Source organism: Mangrovivirga cuniculi (assembly GCF_005166025.1).
Lineage (GTDB): Bacteria > Bacteroidota > Bacteroidia > Cytophagales > Cyclobacteriaceae > Mangrovivirga > Mangrovivirga cuniculi.
Map to the genome: position 1 here is coordinate 4,484,655 of NZ_CP028923.1, position 18,298 is coordinate 4,502,952.

Here is an 18,298-nt window from a genome sequence, read left to right on the forward strand (position 1 = left end):
AACCTTAATTTTTTATTAAACCATCTTCCTTAAGCTTCCTCACCAGAAACAGGGTAAACAATTTTTGATCTTTTTTATTAAAATGTGACCATTCCGGAGGATCAAAGTATTTTATTTCCTCGTAATCCATAAAATGATATCCCTGGCTATTTGTTCTTTTTAATAACTCATCCCAGTATTTTTCACGGGGAATCATATTCATATTTTCATAATAAATGCCTGTCACTGTTGGCCTGATAAATGCTACCTTCCCACCTCTTTTTTTAAAATTTTTGATCTTTTTGACATATTGATCGATAGCTTCTTCCCGGGTAGAATCATAATTATATGGAACCTCACTATCAAACAAGCTCCATATATTTTTTTGCATGTTTTGAAGAACTGTATCTACCTCAAACTGATCGGTCATGCTCGAATTTCTATATTCATCTACATCAATCATATGAGGCCATTCTAAGGGACCCCTGACGGAATCTCTGTTTCCAAATTGAACACTTTCCAATAAAGATCTCAGTGAATAATCTTCATTATTTACATAGGCTAACTGGTGATCAAACGGTTTGTACAGTATATGATTTAACTTTTGCGCGTATGTTTGCTTATTGTAATAATCCACAGATTTTTCTCTAACCTGTGAAGCCCACGGATGATTTTTAGGAAGGAAAAATATTCCAGGCGCCACACCTATAACTAAAAGGCCATTAAATTCACTATTATCGACTATATCTTCTAAAATTGGATAGGGAGAGGAACCAGGAAGTGCTAGTTGTAAGGGTCTTCTGCCTGTCAAAGAATCCCATAAATGTATATTAATATCCTGATGTGCCCTGGATGAACCGATGATTACCACATCATCCTGATCCAGGTTATTCAATTTCCTTCTTTGATCTGCCCACAGATCTTCGTTATCATCATATCTGGGATTATCAACACTTCTAAAATAGAGTTCATATCCGGTCAGCAAAATAAACCCGATAAGTAAGGCGAATAGTAAGTTGGTGTATTTCAAGGCTCAAAAATTTCATTCAATATAGGGAAAAATATAAATAATTAAAATATATCTTAAAATAATACACAAATACAGCTGTATATAGCGATTAACCTAATCATAACAATTCCTTTAATCACAGAATAAATTTAATAGTTACTTTAGCCGAAAATCATCAACCAAAATGAAAGACAATAAAAAAGAAATCCTCAAAAAACTTAGCCGACGTAAATTTTTAAGAAACACAGTGATGGCAACTGCCGGCCTGGCAATCGCTCCATCAGCTATAATAAGTTGCAAGGATGAAAATGATCCTTTCGTGCCAGATGGTGAATATGGTTTTTTTGAAGGCGTTGCAAGTTTTGACCCTGAAACTGACCGGGTAATTTTATGGTCACGTTATACTCCTGCATCCAATGAAAAGCATCCTAAAATAGTATTAGAGGTCTCAAAAGAAGAAAACTTCAATAATCTTGTAGCTGCACAGGAAGTATCAATTGATAGCAGCAGTGATAACACACTTTTTGTGGATCTCAAAAACCTTGAATCTAATACGACCTATTACTACAGATTTACCAGTGTCAAAACCAGGAAAGTTTCACATACCGGCATCACAAAAACACTACCTAAATCTGGTGAATCAAATCAGGTAAGCCTGGCTGTAGTATCATGTGCAAATTTTCAGGCTGGTTTATTTAATACATATGGAGCAGTAAATAATTCCGAAGCGGACATCGTTATCCATTTGGGTGACTACATTTACGAATACGGCCAGGGCGGATATGGAACATCAGAATTAACATCGGTTTTAGGTCGTCAGCATTCTCCTGAAGGTGAAATCGTTTCTATAGATGATTACAGACAACGATACAGACAATACCGAAGAGACCCACAGCTTCAGGAGCTGCATCGAACGAGGCCCTTTATCTGTGTTTGGGATGACCACGAAATAACAAATGATGCATATGTAGATGGTGCTGAAAACCACCAGCCTGATGAAGGAGATTATCAAACAAGAAAATTAAATGCGATTCAGGTTTGGCATGAATACCTTCCCGCCAGGGTAAATGACAATGCCAAGATCTACAGAAATTTTAATATTGCAGGAATCATCAACCTGATCATGCTTGATACCAGAATAGCAGGTCGTGAAAAACAGCTGGATTATTCAAATTACTTTACTTCAAAAGGATTTGATCAGAACGCTTTTGCAGCTGATTGGCTAAATCCGGAAAGAACTCTATTAGGTCCGGAACAGCTCAACTGGCTAAGTGGAACACTTGCAAGTAGCAATACCAAATGGCAGGTTCTTGGAAGCCAGGTATTGATGGGGAAATACTATATACCTGCTGAATTATTAACCATCACCGCTCAAATTGCAAGTGGCGGAGCTACTCAAGAGACTCTCCAACTTTATAATAAGACAGTTACTGAATTGGTAACTATCAAATCCAGATTAGCTCAGGGTGATCCTACCGTATCGACTGAAGAAAAAGCTCGTGTTGAAACCGTTTTACCTTATAATCTCGATGCATGGGATGGTTATCCTGTAGAAAGAGAAAAGGTATATGCTGCAGCAAATGGTAAAAACTTGTATCACTAGCAGGTGACACTCACAATGCCTGGTATTCAAAATTAACCGACCAGGCTAACAACAATATAGGAACCGAATTTGCCACTTCTTCAGTTTCATCACCTGGTTTTGAAGGTATTTTTGGAGACGATCCGGAAGTAATTGCTGGTTTTGAACAAGCAAACACAATACTCATTGATGACCTGATCTATACTGATGCATCAAGGAGAGGTTTTCTTTTAGTAAAATTTGATCAATCTTCTGCGTCTGCAGATTGGAGATTTATTAATACCTTAGCTACTGAAGACAGCACAGCTTCCTCAGGGAATAATACTGTTATATCATAATATGTATTTAAAAAAGCCGGCAAAACATGCCGGCTTAGTTAACTAATATCTTAATACTATTTTTTCAATTTCTTAATTGTTCGTGAGGACATCACGTAAAGTACAAATCCACTAGCTACTGTAAATAATCCGAAGACAGAAAACAACTTCAATAACCAGTTATTAAAATTATCTCTTCCTGCATAATCCATCGTATGAAACATCCAGAGAAAATCGAAGACCCTCCATTGATCATGCCTGATCGTTTGAAAAGTTCCTAATTCAGGACTAACATATACAGTACAATCCGGATCATCAAAATCTACTGCCCAGACAGGCAATCGTCTCCCTCTATACTCATGATGATCGCCTACTGCTGATAATAAAGTAACATTATTAAGTTTCGCCGGGGAAACTAGTTGTTCAGATGCTACTTGTACCGCCATATTTTCTTCCAATGGTTTCCTTAACTCTCCGGTATTGGCATTGACAAGCTTAAAGTTGACATTTACTTTAGATTCTGATTCGTTTTTAGAATAATAACCGATCTGGTAAAATTGTTGATCAATGATTCTTATCAATCTAAAACTAAATATAGAATCAAAAGGATCAACAGAATTTACTTTTTCAAAAGCACTATCCGGAGAAATCATCCCTTGTTGAAATTTTAGGGCTGGAATTTCTTTTCTCATATGATCGCCGTGTACATCATCGATATTATTCCAGCTAAAATATAATCCACTGATCGTCCATCCGATAAATTGTATTCCTATAAACAGACCAAGATACCTGTGCAGCTTCCTGGCATAAAATTGTTTGTTTCTTTTCATTGGGCTCAAAAAATAACATGACAAAAATAAAAAAAGACGGATGATTAATCCGCCTTTGTAATATTATCGTTTTTTTTAAACTAAAAGAAAGAAGGAATTATTCAGTATCCTTATTATTACTTAAAACATCCCTGATACCAATTAATCCTTTTGTTAACTCTTCAACCTGTCCGAGCATCTGGCCCATCTGGTTACCCGAACCATATCCTTTGATCTTTTGTTGCTTGACAAATAATTCCTTGATATGATTCCATCTTTCCAAATCAGAATTTAAGAGTTCATTATTGAGCTCTTTTAATTTTAGCAAATTAGCTTCTGCTCCTACAGTTAAAGTCTGAGCTTCATTTTCATAATGACTGTCAACCAGCACTTTTAATTCCGAGTCATTCATCACAGAAAATACTTTTTCAGCAATTTTATTCATATCCCGATATGATCCCTGCAATTTAAATGGAGGCTCAGTACGATATTCATCAGCTTGTCCAGCAGAACGAATATACTCCATATTAACTTTCAGGATTACATCCCTCACTTCAAATAATTTTTTAAAAACCGATATATATTCCTTTATCTCTGCCTGAGAATGGTTAGTCTCAAACTGAGCTCCTTCTATAGAATCTCTCTCTGCAGCTGAAACAAGTGTATAAACATCTTCTAAACTTTTCCCGGCAAGTTTATTAAGCACAGGATTAGAGGTTATGCAATTTTCGATGTAGCTCAATTTAAAGGCTTGATCTGAATCCCCGATAATATCACCCAGATTATAGACGTCAGCCCGGTTGGCTAACATATCTGGTATTTGAAATTTCTCACCACTTTCAGTATAGGGGTTTCCAGCCATTACAACTGAAACTTTTTTACCCCTAAAGTCATATGTTTTACTTTTACCTTTGTAAACACCCTCGATTTTACGCTGACCATCACAAAGAGATATAAATTTCTGAAGGAATTCCGGATTACAATGCTGGATATCATCGAGATAAATCATCACATTATCTCCCATTTCAAACGCAAGATTCAGCTTTTTCAGTTCTTCTCGTGCTGCTGCATTCGTTGCTTCACCCGGATCCACTGATGTTACGGAATGACCAATGGCCGGCCCGTTTATTTTCATAAAAATAACTCCAAGCCTGTTTGCTATATATTCCATCAAGGTAGTTTTACCATATCCGGGAGGAGAAATCAGAAGTAACATCCCCATTAAATCCGTACGCTTCGATGCACCGGTTTCACCAATTTGCTTTGCCAGGTTTGCTCCGATCATTGGAAGGTAAACCACATTAATTAATTTATTTCTAACAAACGAAGACATCACCTTTGGCTTAAATTCCTCAAACCTGAGATCTTCATTAAATTCTTCGATCAGCTGCCGCTTAATTTCATGAAATTGTCTGAACTGAGGGACGACTTCTTCCTCATATTTAGTCATTCTATCAATGAACCTATTAAAATTCAATTGATAAACACCATCATTAATTTTCGGATGTGAGCCCTGAAACCCTTCTAAATTTTCAATCAAAGGAACATTTATTGTTCTTTCAGATTTTTTACCCGACAAAATGATCAGTGACGCTTCATCAATAAAATCCTCCTGGCTTAAATTATCTGAATTATCCACATATGCTTCAATCCATTTTCTAATTAAGGCAAACCTGTCTGAAGTTTTCTTTACGCTATTAACAGATTGCTTAAAACGAGCATCAACCTTTCTCTTTTTTAAATATTTTTTAAAATCCTCGCATAAGGTAAATGCATCATAAGAAATGATAAACTCATTCTGATCTTTGATTTCATAAAACAAGTATTCTGAAACAGACTTCAGTGGAAAATCTTCGAATTCTTCAGGTAGTTTATCAGAAAGAAGCTGTTTTAATTCCTCTATAACCTGTTGATATTCCTTCAGATCAGGAAAAACTTCAATAATGATCCCAAGCCCTTTTATTCGGGTATCAAGAGTGGATTTTAAATCGTCATCAATTGAATACTCCCAAAAATATCTAGCTGCAGCCCTGGATTTAGAAGAATAGCACAGCAATCCACCGGAACGATTAAACTTTAAAATAGAATTCAGGATCAGAGCAGCGTCTGAATCATGTATTCCCTTTACGTAGCCCTCCTCATAGCGAGTGGCCATGAACTTATTCACTAAGTCATTTAGTTGAGCGATAGTGTATTTCGTCAAATCATCCAGCGATAACTCTTCATCAACATCTCTAAGATTTCCAGCTCTTCCTTCTTTAAATATTTGATAGGCTAAAAATTCTGCTCTGTAAACCTGTTCGTTTTCGGAGATCAGAGATTGATTCCACACCTGTTTGCTTTCATTTATCTTTTCATTGGTAATTTCCTCGTAAAGATTAGTACCTGTCAAATGAAAATATAAGCTATTATCTTTCGGAACAATAGTTATTTCAGGCTTTTGCGTATTGACAGAGAACTTGTAATTACCAAACTTAATTATATCTTTTCCCTGCTCGAATAATTCAGTTTTATCTCTCAGTTGCCTGATTGCATCCTCTTTGAGCGATTTCAGTCTGCTTTGAACATCATCAGATTTTACAGTATCTCCTAATTCAGAAAGCTCAGCAATGATATTCCGAAGCTTTTCGATCATTAAATCTGAAGAAAAATACCCATTGATTTCAGAGACCGAATTCATTCTTTCTGCCCTGCTTTTTGCAGCTCCTAAAATTCTGTCAGCCGACTGAACCAAAGAAGTAGTGCGCTTATTTTTTGCTTCTACCAACTGTACTTTTCTGGACTCAAAAGCATTGTATATTTCTTCCCTTTTTTCGGATATTTTTTCTATGAATTCATTAAACTCAACAAACTTTCCTTCAAGTTCCTCGAGTTGGATCATCAATTTAGCAAGGTATTCATCGCATTTTTTAGGAGTATCAGAAAGATCCAGATAATTGGTTACTCCCTGCTCTACCAATTTAATTTGAGCAACGAACTCAGCTTTTCCTTCCACGAGCATCATTGCTCTCTTTTTCTTCTTAAAATTCGACCTGATCTTGTTAAGATTTGAAAAAAGTGCTGAGATATTTTCAATGATCTGTGTAGTCTTGGTTGGATCAGAGATTTTTAAATTACCAACAATGTCAATAAGCATTTCAAGTCCTTTGGCAATTCTTTCACTCTCTTTGTCCAGCTCCTCAATATCAATTACCTTTTCTACTTTTTCAAGATCATCCTCAAGCTGATTAACCTTCGATTTATAATCATCTAATGAATCTTCCCGAAGTAAAAACCTGACACAACTATCTGAATATCTTAAACTTTCTTCCTTAAGCAACTCCTCATACTTTTCGACTTTCTCTACATCAACGTACCTGAGTGATTTAAGAGATTCGGTTTCACCTCTTAACTCCCTCAAAGATGTGAGATTTTTGACATACTGATCGAGCGACTTATGGGTAGTAAGATTAATTTTCTTTAGCAATTCATCCACCCTTCCGAATACATTATCAAGTTGCTGATTTGTATTTTTTCTAATCTGAACTACCTTATCATACTCATCGATCGCTGAAGATGCGACTTCTTTGATCTCCAGAAGAAATTTTGCTGCATTGTATGCTTCTTCATGCCCAAGCCAGTGATAGCTATCAATAATATCTGTAGCCATCTTATTAAGATCATCATAAAGATTTTTATAATTTTCACCTTTCTGAACCAAAGTAATGATCTCGTTACATTCGGCCATGGCTTTAACAATTTCTTTATTCCCGACTTTGAATAAAAACGAATCACTTTGGGCTGATTCAACCTGGAAATCAGGACCGGTAAAAGGTGTTTGCCAGATCTTAGTTGAGTGGTGTTTTTTTGGTTCATCATCTGCATTAAAATAACACAGTTCCCCGTTTTGAAAGAGAGCATACCCATGACAAACGATTGGGTTTTCAACTTTTTGCTTTATGATATTATAAGGTAGCAAAAGATATAGACCACTTTGCCTGTTGTAATAAACATATAGATAATCTTCTCCATTAGGTGATGAAATAGTTTTCTCAAACACCATGTGTTCCAGGTCATTATCAAATAATTTAAAATCCCCATTTTGAAGATAATATCCATTAGAAAAGATGATTCCCTGGTCATCCGGAAGCAATATACATGACTCTGAAATTGCATTTATACGACGTGCTTCCTGTAATTTGCTATTGTAGACTATATATCGATGTTGATTTTCCTGGTAAGGCCTTATTTTTAGCAAAATCAAATTACCTAAAATAGCATAATTGACATCTGCATCATCGAGAGTTTGATCAGGATTATCAACCTCCTCGCTGTATATCCCACGGCCCGTATCAGTATTATCCTCCACTTTGATTGTGAGATCTCCTCCTGTTGTTTCGATAAAAATTTTATCTTCTACTGAAATATGAGGAAACTCCCCTTTCCTGTGATCGTCACGAGTCGTTCTTTTCCATTCAAAATCATGTTGAGGTGGGAATTCAAATTCGTGATCACTTCGATTATCGACATATTTCAATTCAGAACCATCGATTAACCATTTAAAAGTTTTTATATCTGAAGAAAGCTTGCCGATTTTGAAAACCATGAATAAATACGGCCCAATGATCGCAAACTTTACAAAGCGGGTTTCTTTGTAATACTTATAGAGCTTATGAAAATCATCTTTGAATTGTTGATCTTCTATAATTGCTAAATCAGAAACAGGGAATGAATGGTCTACGTACTGATGCACACTAAATACATCGGATAACTCGACTTGATTTTTTAATCCTAAGTGAACGTTATATCCAAAAATGAATTTATTCCCAACGGGAACCATATCCCATGGAATACAATTATGTTCTGTGGTAATTCGATCTGTTCCAATTAACGATGTTTCAATGGATCCAAATACACTTTTCCTCTGACCATCAAGTTTTTTCTGCGTATCTATTAAATCCCGGGTACTCGACTGAAGCCTGTTTTTTAAAACTTCATAAGTTCCGTTTTCCAGAGTTTCTGATTGATCGATATTTGAAGCTGTCTTTTCTTCAGACATAGGTAGTCAGTTAAGTTATTAGTTGAGGAGAATTGCAACCCGGAAATTCCCGGGTTGCAAAAAATTATTGTTGATTCAATAAGGCCTTTAAGCCAATCCTAATTTTCTCGGAGATTCATTATCCAGCCCTGCTGATTTGGCGATTCCCATCAGCTGACGGATATTATCTTTCATGTCATCATCCTGAGCATTTTGCATCATTTTAAATAACAATGCAGATATGGAAAGATTCTTTAAGTCCTCAGATGAAATATTCAGCGTACTCATTATTTCTCCAATGTTATTTCGGAATGAGGATCCACCGTCAGATTTCAAAAAAGCATCCTTCACATCAGTTATCACATCACTGCTTTTCATAAATCCATCGATGGCTTTACCTTTGGCCATCGAACCGACTATTTGATTGAAGAAGGTTGATTCCCCACCAATAATATCAATATTTGCAGTTTTCATAGCTTCAGCCATTACCTCTGCTTGTGCTTCGGCGATCTGTCTGTTCACATCTAATTGTGCAAGCTCGACAGCTCTGTCTTTATCTAATCTCATCTTAAATTCTTCATGCTCCATACCGGCACCATCAAGAATCTTCATCGCTTCAGCCTTCTCTTTTATACCATCAGCATCTGCTTTAGCTTTTGCTGCCATTACACTAGCTTCTGCCAAGCCTTCTTTTTCCTTAGCAGTTGCCATTACTTCGGTAACTTCAGAATCAGCTTTTCCTTTTTCACGTGCTACTTTTGCAGCCACAAATCCAAGCCTCTCATCAGCTTCAGCCTGAGCATTCGATTTCATTTTAATACCCTTCGCTTCTGCATCTGCCTTCATTTCGATTACTGATGCTTCAGATTCCCCTTCTTTCTCTTTCGCTTCAGCTTTAGCAGACATCACCTGTGCTTCAGACATACCGATGGCAGCTTTTTGAGCAGCTTCAGCATCGGCTAATGTTTTCATTGCTTCTGCTTTGTGAATTGCTGCTGATTGTTCTGCCTCAGCATCAATCAGAGCCTTTTTAGCTAATGACTCCGACGCCTGGCGTGCAGCCTCGGCAGCTTTGATCTCCTGAACAAGTGCTTCCTGCGCTTTTTGTTCTGCAACTGTTATCGCAACTTGCTTATTACGTTCTGCTTCCGCATTTGCCCTGGTATCTTTGATCTTTTCCTCTTCTTCAACAGTAGCTTTCTCCACAGTAACGCGCTCGCGAATAACTTCCTGGATATTTCTTCTTTCTACTTCAAGAGATTTTTCCTTTTCTATCTGTGCCAACTCTACTACACGTTCCCTTTCGGTAGCTTCCAGAGCTCTCGCCTGCTCAACTCTTTCGCTCTCTATCGCATCCGCTTTTTCCTTATTCTTTTGAGCTACTAATATCTGACGTAATTTATTTTCCTCAGCTACTCCGATCTCTTCCTCAGTCGCTATTCGGGCATTTTGCGCCTTCTTATCATTTTCTGCCTGAACACGCTCTATTTCAGCAGACTCCCTGGCTTTAATTGACTCGACCTCTCGTCTTTGCTGCTCCTCTTTTTCAATTTGCTGACGTTCTAACTGGAGAATTGTTTCCCTGGCTTCAACATCTTGCTTCTTGATCGTTTTTTCCTTTTCTCTCTCGATCAGGTTAGCTTTGATCTTTTCTTCAGAAGTTAATTCTATGATCTTTTTTATACCCTGTGAATCAAGAATATTATCCTGGTTAAGATCGTGTATAGATGTTTGTTCAACATAATCAATAGCACAGTCATCTAAGACATATCCATTTAGGTCAGTACCAATTTCCTGAAGGATTTTCTCTTTAAAACTCGCCCTGGAATTATATAATTCAACAAAATCAAAATGTTTACCTACAGTTTTTAATGCCTCGGAAAATTTCGCATCAAAAAGGCGTTCTAACTCACTAATCTCTGATGCTCTGTGACATCCGATTGATTGAGCTACATGAATTACATCCTCAGTAGTTTTATTTACCCTGATAAAGAAACTCACCTTGATATCTGCCCGCATGTTATCTTTACAGATCAGACCATCTTTAGCCATTCTGGAGATGTTCAAAGTCTTCAAAGTGATATCCATCACTTCCAGCTTGTGCAATACAGGTACAACAAATATACCTGAGAAAGAAACTTTGGCGTCTCCCAATCCGGTCCGGATTAGCGCTTCACCCTGTACCGCTTTTCGGTACATTTTTATGAACATTGAGATAATTCCGATCACCAGAATTACTCCAACGATCAATGTAATCATTAGAATTTTATCTGTCATTTTAGTTTTAGTTGTATGGTTCTATTAAATAAATGTTTTGATCTTTTCTGTATTCCAACACCAGGCCGGTCTCTCCATTACTCATCTTTGAATCAGTCGTTGTTCTGACATTTAAAATATGAGGCGCTCCTTTTGTTGATACTTTGGCCTGTCCTGTCTTGATTTTGCTTGCCGGAATAGTGATTGTGCATACTTTGCCTATTAAAACATCTCCCGCATCACCACTGGAATTTAATTTCCCAAAAATCTTAACAAATGGCATGGTCATGAACTTGGCAATGAACAATCCTAATATCAAAGATCCCAGAAGAACCGGAATTCCAAGAATAATTGAAGAATTCCCTATCAAGTCATTGATAATCATTGAGATTGTCCATGAGGGTATGATCAGGAATGTAAAAAATATCATTACCGGCACCTGACCAAGATTAAAAAATGCAAGTACATTATTTAGCCACATTACTGAGGCCCCGTCAATCTCGGCATCTGCATCCAAATCAACATCAATATCGAAAAGATCCATGTCCAGCAAACCAATTATAACGGTTATCCAATAAACAACAACGAATATCGCCAGCGCAGTTATAATAATGTTTGCCGGCGATACTGAAGCCGCTAGCACTTCATTCATATAATATTTATTTGTCGTTGTTAATACCTAATTTTTCTTTTAATCTGGCTAGTTCCTCAGCTTTATCGCTGGTTTCTGCCTGCGCAAGAGTTTTATCTATCTCTTCATCGATACTTCTTGACTCCTCTGCCATTTCACCATAACTTTCCGCAAGAGCTTCTTCCTGATCAACTTTTTCTCTCATTCGCTCCAGCATGCTAATTGTATCTGAAGAATCGATCTGAGCCATTTGCTTATTTATATTTTTAGTGGCATTACTCACTTTTACCCTTGCTTTAAGAGTTTTAAGTTCATTTTCCCACTTTGCGATCTTTGACTTTAATCTCTTGATATTGCCTTCAAGCTGCTCTACAGAAGATTCGAATTGTTGTTTTTGACCCTGAGCCCTGGCAGCATGTTTCATGTTTTCTTCTTTTTGAATAAGCGCCTCAGTAGCTAAACGATCTGCCTCTTCGTTTGAAACAGAACCAGTTTGCGCACTTTTAAGAAGTTTTACAGCCTTTTGCTCATAATCTTCTGATTTGGAGGTATAATTTTCATACTCTCTCCTGGCTTTGATAGCCATCGCTTTTACTTCGGCAAGGGATTTCAAACTTTTATCGAGATCTTCTTTCATATCTCTGATTCCCTGCTCAGTTAATTTTATAGGATCTTCTAATTTATCCACAGCTGCATGAGCTTCAGATTGACCAATTTTAAATAATCTTCTAAATATGTTCATGGTTTTATGTTTTTCTACTTTGAAAATGTGATTAAATCATTACTGTATTCACTAAGCAAAAGGCCAAGAGAGTTAAATGAAGCTTCAAGTTCATTTAAATCAAGATTCTCCAGTTCTAAAGTATTTCTAAAAATCACCTTTCTTCCTGTCTCATCTAAAACAAATGCTCCGTGTATAATGTCTCTGTTTTTTTGCAGCAACTTCTTCAGCGTTCCATTTGAATCATCCTGCAATTCCAATATGAATTGCTCCATAATTAGGATCGGATCGGCACAACCCAGAACCAGGTTTGATATACCTGAAGAAGGATCATTAACTACGAGTACCCCGTTTGATTCATCTTCGTGGCTAATATCGTAATCGAGGTCAATTACATAGTCTCTAACTTTTTGATAGTTTTTGGTCATAAAGGATAAGGTTTTATTGAATAAACAAATATTGGTAATTGATCATCTGACAATCTCTCGTCGGATAACTATAGATGGTAATTTGGTAATTTCATAACAGTAATATTCTTAGTTGATAAATCTATTTTTATTAGAGTTGCTCATAAAATTAGCAACATTATATTAATATATACGCTCTTTTATCAAAAAAAGTTTTAGTTTTACCTAAATTAATTACACTAAAGACAAATAATATGTCATATATCGGCAAAAACATCAAAAAAATACGCGTTGTCAAAAAAATGAGCCAAGCTGATTTTGCTCAAATCTTTGACATCGCAAGACCTAGTGTAGGTGCCTACGAAGAAGGACGTTCCGAGCCGAAAATAGAAACTATTATACAAATTGCAAAATACTTTAAGCTCTCTATAGATACATTGTTGACAAAAGAACTCACCATTAATGAGCTCTATAAGTTTGACTTGTTTAAAAAAGAATTCAAAGGTTCTTTAGATAAAAAAGTAGACAAGCCTCACAAAGATTCTATACAGAAATCCACCCCATTGGTAACCATTGGTGATCACTTAAATTACATAGTAAACTATGATCATGCGGATTTCATTAACAATTTACCGGAAATACAATTCCCCTTAAACAAATCTAAAAAAACAAGGGCTTTTCAAATTTCCGGTAGCGAAATGGAATATGAAGGCTGTGGATTAAATCACAAAGACATCATACTCTGTACTCCAATTGATAAGAACTCAAAGCTCAACACTGACACTCTTTATATTGTAGTAACCAATGATGAGATTATTTCTAGGTCTTTAAAAACTATAACGAAATCAACTATGGTATTCAAACCATACAATCCTGCCTATGACAATTCTTCTATTAAAAAAGAAGATATCATTGAATTATGGAAAGCAGAAGCTGTTTTTAGCCTTACATTACGATCTCCCAGCAGACTTGAGGAAAGAGTCGAAAAACTAGAACAACAATTAGACAAACTTCTTAAGGATAAAATTTAAAAATTTATCTTCTATATTTTTTTATCAGGAAAAGCTTCTGGCATTAAAAAAGGTGTGATTGCTCACACCTTAAAGCTCTTGAAACTCATAGAGTTTTTTTACCCTTTATAAATCAGGGCTCTATTTTTTTCATATTTAATTCAAAAATATATTTCTTGGGATTGGTAGTCAATTACCATAAATGGGTATATTAAAAATTTTATATATTAACGAAGTATCTATAAACACGACAAAATGAATCAGGAAGGAAAATCCATTTATGAACAATATCTGGAAATCGTATCAGCGACACCTGAAGTAGATTCTTCGTTACTTCAAAAACATGTCAGGAATTTAAGGGAATCTGAGAAATATTTACCTATTGGCATGACCTTTTTATTCATAACCAATTCTTCTAAACAGAAATATGAATTTATTACTAAAAATGTTGAATACTGCACTGGTTTAAAGCTCCAGGACCTTTATGAAGAAGGAGTAAATTACATTATGTCGAGAATTCACCCGGAAGAAATTAAAAAATGGCATGCCATTGTAGGAGAGATTATTAATGAATTGCTAAAACTACCTGAAGACCAACGGTTAAAAGCTAATTTTCAGCTCCAATACAGGCTCAAAAACGGCTCCGGAAAGTATATTAATATTTCTGACGGTCATATACCTATAGCATTAAATGATGATGGAATACCATATTTATTTCTGAGCCAGGTGACTGTACTTGGAAGTGGTGAGAAGGCCGAGCCAAAAGGAATTTTAATGTGTTTAAATAACAACAATGAATATGATGTAATTTTCAAAACTCCTGATAAGGCTGGCAATATAGAAATATTTCTTACTGATCGGGAAATTGAAGTTTTGAATTATGTTGGCAAGGGGATGACCAGTAAAGATATTGCAGACAAAATACACGTGAGTAAAGAAACCGTTGATAAACACCGAAAAAATATTATCAAAAAAATGAATGTCAATAATGTGGTTGAAGCCTACAGTAAAGCTAAAAGGGCTGATCTTATTGAATGATATTTTTTCATAATAATTAATTAAAAACATTATAACTGATTACCGATCTTTAATATATCTGTATAAACACCTCTCGCAGTTACTTCTGCTCCGGCTCCGGCACCCTGAATAATCAATGGGTGATCACCATATCCTGATGTATATATTTCAAAAATTGAATCAGCATTTTTTATCCCTCCAAGGGGTGAATTTTTATCTACCTTGATCAATTTCACATTCAACTGGTGCTTTTCAACATCAAGGTCTCCGATATACCTTAGCACTTCATTTTCTTTTAAACTTGATTTTAGCTTTTTATAGTGAATATCTAATTCCTCTTTATGCTGTAGAAAAGAATCAAAATCGTCTTCATTCTGAAGAGCTTCCGGAATTAAGTTTTGTATCTCAACGTCATCCATTTCTGATTCCAGTCCGATCTCTCTCGCCAAAATCAATAACTTCCTTGCCACATCCATTCCATCAAGATCTTCACGAGGATCTGGCTCTGTATAGCCCAGCTCTCTTGCTTTTAATAAAACTTCGGAAAAGAGCGATTGATTTTCTGAAAAATTATTAAATAAATAACTCAATGAGCCACTAAAAATCCCCTAATTCTTGTGACACTGTCTGAAGATTGTTTCAGGTATTTTAATGTATCAATCAACGGTAAACCAGCTCCAACATTTGCTTCGTAATAAAACAATTTAGATCTCCTTCTAAGCAATCTCCTTAGCTCAACATAAAAAGCATAATCGCCGGAATTTGCTTTTTTATTAGATGCAACGATATCAAATCCATGCTTAACTATTGTAGGATAAGCTTCAGTTATTTCTTCTGATGAGGTATTGTCAGCTATTACTATATTCTCCAGTCCCGTTTCAAATAGTTCTTTTAGTATCGAAGGCAGATAATTGTTTTTATCTGAATCAGCTAATTTCTCCCTCCAGTCTTTACCCAGCCCTTTAGTGTCTACTATATATTTCTTAGAATCGGCTACTCCAATTACATTTATTTTCATACCTCTCTCAGTGACAAGATCTTCTCCGGTATTTACTACCTGGTCGATTAGTGTTCCTCCCACTACTCCTTTACCCAGGGCGAACAAATTAATTGTTTTAATTGCACCAAAGACCTGGGCATGAACAACATTCATTGCCTTTTTTATATTTTTATTACTGATCACCAGTGATATGTGCTCACCACTAATGCTATTGCTGATCAGATACATCCAGATTTTATTTTTCCGAAGCCCCTGGATTGCCCTTTCCAGTGCAAAATTATGTCTGCCTACTATGGCAATTATCGCCATATCATGATTAACTCTGATTGATGAAATATCCCCTGATTCTAATTCATTCTGAAATTCTCTTGTCAAAATCAGCTCTGCCTCATTTGCCTGTTCACTATCGACAACAAATCCAATACCTCTTTCTGATGATGCCTGTGAAATCAATCTTACGCTTATATCCTTTTTACTTAACGAATGAAATATTCTTGCATCGATACCCACTTTTCCCAGCATACCTTTCCCATCTAAGCTTACCAGTGATACCCCTTCGATCGATGAAACTGCTTTAACACCCTTTTCAGCACCGGTTTTATCAATTAAAGTACCTGTTTCCTGAGGCTTCCAGGTACTTTTGATCCTTAATGGAATATTATTGAAAAGAAGTGGCTGGATTGTTTTTGGATGAAGTACATTGGCACCAAAATTTGCAAGTTCATTGGCTTCCCGGTAGCTTATGTGTTCCAGCTTCATGGCATGTGGAACATATTTCGGACTTGCGCTGAAAACCCCTTCAACATCTGTCCAGTTTTGTACCTCGACAGCATTGATAAAACTGGCAATCAATGTTGCAGTATAATTACTGCCGTTTCTGCCCAGGGTAACCGTTTCACCGTTAACATCTCTGGCTATAAATCCTGTAATCACAGGAATAGTCTCAATATCCAGCCTTCCGAAAAACTCTTGTACATTTGACCGTGAATTATGAAAGTCAACATTTACTGCTGCTTCCTGACGTCCGGCTATCAGTAATTGCCTCGCATCAACCGGGATTGCTTTCAATCCATTTTTATTCAAGTAATTAGCAATAACTTTGGCGCTGATCAGTTCTCCCACTGCTAAAATTTTGTCCTCTACTGGTGTTGCTTTATACCTCAACACTTTCAGGGCTGCCAGCAAATTTGCCAGTTCATCTGTTTCATGTGAGAGATCAAGTTCGTATCCCGGAATTTGCTGGTTCTCCACAAAATCATTAAATAATTTATCATAAGAATCACCATTAATTGCAGCCTGGTAAAGTTTGCATAACCTGTTTGTACTGTCACCCCGTGCTGAAACCACTAAAGCAACCGGATACAGATCAAAAGCGTGGTTAGTTATATCGATGACATTTTTCAGAACAGGCCCGTTTTGCAATGACTTCCCTCCGAACTTCAACACAATACGCTGATCTTTCCTCACAGGCTCATGCTGTTTATAAAAAGATTCAATTCTGTCTGTTATCTGGTCTATCTCTATTAAAAACCCATCATGACCGTAATCAGACTTAATTTCCCTGTAGATGGCATCCGGAATATGCTCAGCTATAAATTGCTGAAATCTGGTAGGGATAAGTGAATCAGAATCAATTCCAATTACCAAAGTAGGTATTTTTATTTCTGAAAGAGCCTTTATTTCTCCTCCACGGTTCCTGCCTATATTATGAGTATCCAGGCATTTGGTGAGATAGAAATAACTTAAGGCATTAAAGCGATTAATAAATTTCTCCCCCTGATATTGTAAATAGCTGGAAGATTTAAAATTGTCTACTTTCTCTTCGGTGTCTGTTTGTTTTTCAATAAAAGCATCAGAGGTTCGGTATGTCAATAAGGCCATCGAGCGGGCTGCTTTCATACCTGCTTTACCACCATCTTTGGCACCAAATGTTGGATCAGATTGCATGGCCATTCTTTGAGATTCATGAACAGCAATACCCCATGCTGATTCTTTCGAACAAGAGGCGATTAATACCATATGACTGATATCACCTTTAAACCCATAACCAAATTCCAGAGCCTGGTTTCCTCCAAACGACCCACCGATTATGGTATGTATTTTATCAATCTTTAATTCTTCAGCGAGTTTAAAATAAGAGTTTACCAAATCTCGAATGCTAAACTGCGGGAAATCAAGACTTTCGGGACGGGTAGACCCATATGGTGAGCCAATAGAATTGACACAGATGATAAAATATTCTTCCGGATCGTAAAAGTTTCCTTTACCAAATAGCTTAGGCCACCATTCTTCTACATCTGAGCTTCCCGAAATAGCATGAAATACCCAGATAATATTCGACTGATCTTCATCGATCTTGCCATAAGTATGATATGCTAATTGAAGATCATGGATATATTCACCGTTTTCTAAAAGAAATGGCTCTTTAAAGGTCACTGTCTTTTTATCGCTCATAAATCTGTTTCTGCTTCTTTTATAACCGGGCTTATCAGGAATGCAGAGCGCTAAAAAAGAAAAACCTCTTTCAACTGACGTCAAAAGAG

Annotated in this window: 12 protein-coding genes and 1 pseudogene; 4 read left to right on the forward strand and 9 right to left on the reverse strand. The window is 36.4% G+C overall.

The window, feature by feature from the left end; all coding sequences use genetic code 11:
* Positions 1-4 precede the first annotated feature (4 nt).
* Positions 5-1,009 carry a hypothetical protein gene (locus DCC35_RS19755; RefSeq protein ID WP_137092436.1) on the reverse strand — a complete coding sequence of 335 codons (1,005 nt, stop codon included), beginning with the start codon at positions 1,007-1,009 and terminating at the stop codon, positions 5-7.
* Positions 1,010-1,172: 163 nt separating this feature from the next.
* On the opposite strand from DCC35_RS19755, the gene DCC35_RS19760 reads away from it, so the two are divergent.
* Positions 1,173-2,591, forward strand: a complete 1,419-nt coding sequence (locus tag DCC35_RS19760) for an alkaline phosphatase D family protein (protein WP_217495897.1) — start codon at positions 1,173-1,175, stop codon at positions 2,589-2,591.
* 47 nt (positions 2,592-2,638) lie between these two features.
* Positions 2,639-2,908: pseudogene (locus tag DCC35_RS22195) on the forward strand (hypothetical protein); the annotation flags it as partial.
* 56 nt (positions 2,909-2,964) lie between these two features.
* Here the strand turns inward: DCC35_RS22195 and DCC35_RS19765 are convergent.
* From DCC35_RS19765 to DCC35_RS19790, 6 genes are all read right to left on the reverse strand, one after another.
* Positions 2,965-3,717 (reverse strand): PepSY domain-containing protein, encoded by a 753-nt coding sequence (locus DCC35_RS19765; protein WP_137092437.1) that lies wholly within the window; start codon positions 3,715-3,717, stop codon positions 2,965-2,967.
* Positions 3,718-3,814: 97 nt separating this feature from the next.
* Positions 3,815-8,734 (reverse strand): DNA repair ATPase, encoded by a 4,920-nt coding sequence (locus DCC35_RS19770; protein ID WP_137092438.1) that lies wholly within the window; start codon positions 8,732-8,734, stop codon positions 3,815-3,817.
* Between the two features lie 87 nt (positions 8,735-8,821).
* On the reverse strand, positions 8,822-10,990 hold the full coding sequence (locus DCC35_RS19775; protein ID WP_137092439.1) for a flotillin family protein: 2,169 nt from the start codon (positions 10,988-10,990) through the stop codon (positions 8,822-8,824).
* 7 nt (positions 10,991-10,997) lie between these two features.
* Complete coding sequence (locus tag DCC35_RS19780; protein WP_137092440.1) at positions 10,998-11,621, reverse strand: OB-fold-containig protein; 624 nt, start codon at positions 11,619-11,621, stop codon at positions 10,998-11,000.
* 7 nt (positions 11,622-11,628) lie between these two features.
* The gene (locus tag DCC35_RS19785) at positions 11,629-12,342 is read right to left on the reverse strand and encodes a PspA/IM30 family protein (protein ID WP_137092441.1); all 714 of its coding nucleotides are present in this window, start codon (positions 12,340-12,342) and stop codon (positions 11,629-11,631) included.
* A 14-nt stretch (positions 12,343-12,356) separates the two neighbouring features.
* Complete coding sequence (locus tag DCC35_RS19790) at positions 12,357-12,749, reverse strand: CesT family type III secretion system chaperone (protein WP_137092442.1); 393 nt, start codon at positions 12,747-12,749, stop codon at positions 12,357-12,359.
* A gap of 233 nt (positions 12,750-12,982) precedes the next feature.
* On the opposite strand from DCC35_RS19790, the gene DCC35_RS19795 reads away from it, so the two are divergent.
* Together DCC35_RS19795 and DCC35_RS19800 are read left to right on the forward strand one after the other, a co-directional pair.
* A complete protein-coding gene (locus DCC35_RS19795; RefSeq protein ID WP_137092443.1) occupies positions 12,983-13,759 on the forward strand; it encodes a helix-turn-helix domain-containing protein in 777 nt (258 codons plus the stop codon).
* A gap of 234 nt (positions 13,760-13,993) precedes the next feature.
* Positions 13,994-14,776, forward strand: coding sequence for a response regulator transcription factor (locus DCC35_RS19800; RefSeq protein WP_137092444.1), 783 nt, complete (start codon positions 13,994-13,996; stop codon positions 14,774-14,776).
* 29 nt (positions 14,777-14,805) lie between these two features.
* Here the strand turns inward: DCC35_RS19800 and DCC35_RS19805 are convergent, their stop codons facing one another.
* Entirely contained in the window at positions 14,806-15,345 is a 540-nt protein-coding gene (locus DCC35_RS19805; protein WP_175402880.1) for a homoserine dehydrogenase family protein, read from the reverse strand.
* Positions 15,342-18,209 carry an aspartate kinase gene (locus DCC35_RS19810; protein WP_137092446.1) on the reverse strand — a complete coding sequence of 956 codons (2,868 nt, stop codon included), beginning with the start codon at positions 18,207-18,209 and terminating at the stop codon, positions 15,342-15,344. The genes DCC35_RS19805 and DCC35_RS19810 overlap by 4 nt, the downstream gene beginning before the upstream one ends.
* Between the last annotated feature and the right edge of the window lie 89 nt (positions 18,210-18,298).

What these genes read in the sequence shown, in the direction of transcription:
- DCC35_RS19780 (WP_137092440.1), bottom strand. Translation starts at nt 11,621, where the DNA reads ATGAATGAAGTGCTAGCGGCTTCAGTATCGCCGGCAAACATTATTATA.
- DCC35_RS19795 (WP_137092443.1), top strand. Translation starts at nt 12,983, where the DNA reads ATGTCATATATCGGCAAAAACATCAAAAAAATACGCGTTGTCAAAAAA.
- DCC35_RS19790 (WP_137092442.1), bottom strand. Translation starts at nt 12,749, where the DNA reads ATGACCAAAAACTATCAAAAAGTTAGAGACTATGTAATTGACCTCGAT.
- DCC35_RS19810 (WP_137092446.1), bottom strand. Translation starts at nt 18,209, where the DNA reads ATGAGCGATAAAAAGACAGTGACCTTTAAAGAGCCATTTCTTTTAGAA.
- DCC35_RS19785 (WP_137092441.1), bottom strand. Translation starts at nt 12,342, where the DNA reads ATGAACATATTTAGAAGATTATTTAAAATTGGTCAATCTGAAGCTCAT.
- DCC35_RS19770 (WP_137092438.1), bottom strand. Translation starts at nt 8,734, where the DNA reads ATGTCTGAAGAAAAGACAGCTTCAAATATCGATCAATCAGAAACTCTG.
- DCC35_RS19760 (WP_217495897.1), top strand. Translation starts at nt 1,173, where the DNA reads ATGAAAGACAATAAAAAAGAAATCCTCAAAAAACTTAGCCGACGTAAA.
- DCC35_RS19765 (WP_137092437.1), bottom strand. Translation starts at nt 3,717, where the DNA reads ATGAAAAGAAACAAACAATTTTATGCCAGGAAGCTGCACAGGTATCTT.
- DCC35_RS19800 (WP_137092444.1), top strand. Translation starts at nt 13,994, where the DNA reads ATGAATCAGGAAGGAAAATCCATTTATGAACAATATCTGGAAATCGTA.
- DCC35_RS19775 (WP_137092439.1), bottom strand. Translation starts at nt 10,990, where the DNA reads ATGACAGATAAAATTCTAATGATTACATTGATCGTTGGAGTAATTCTG.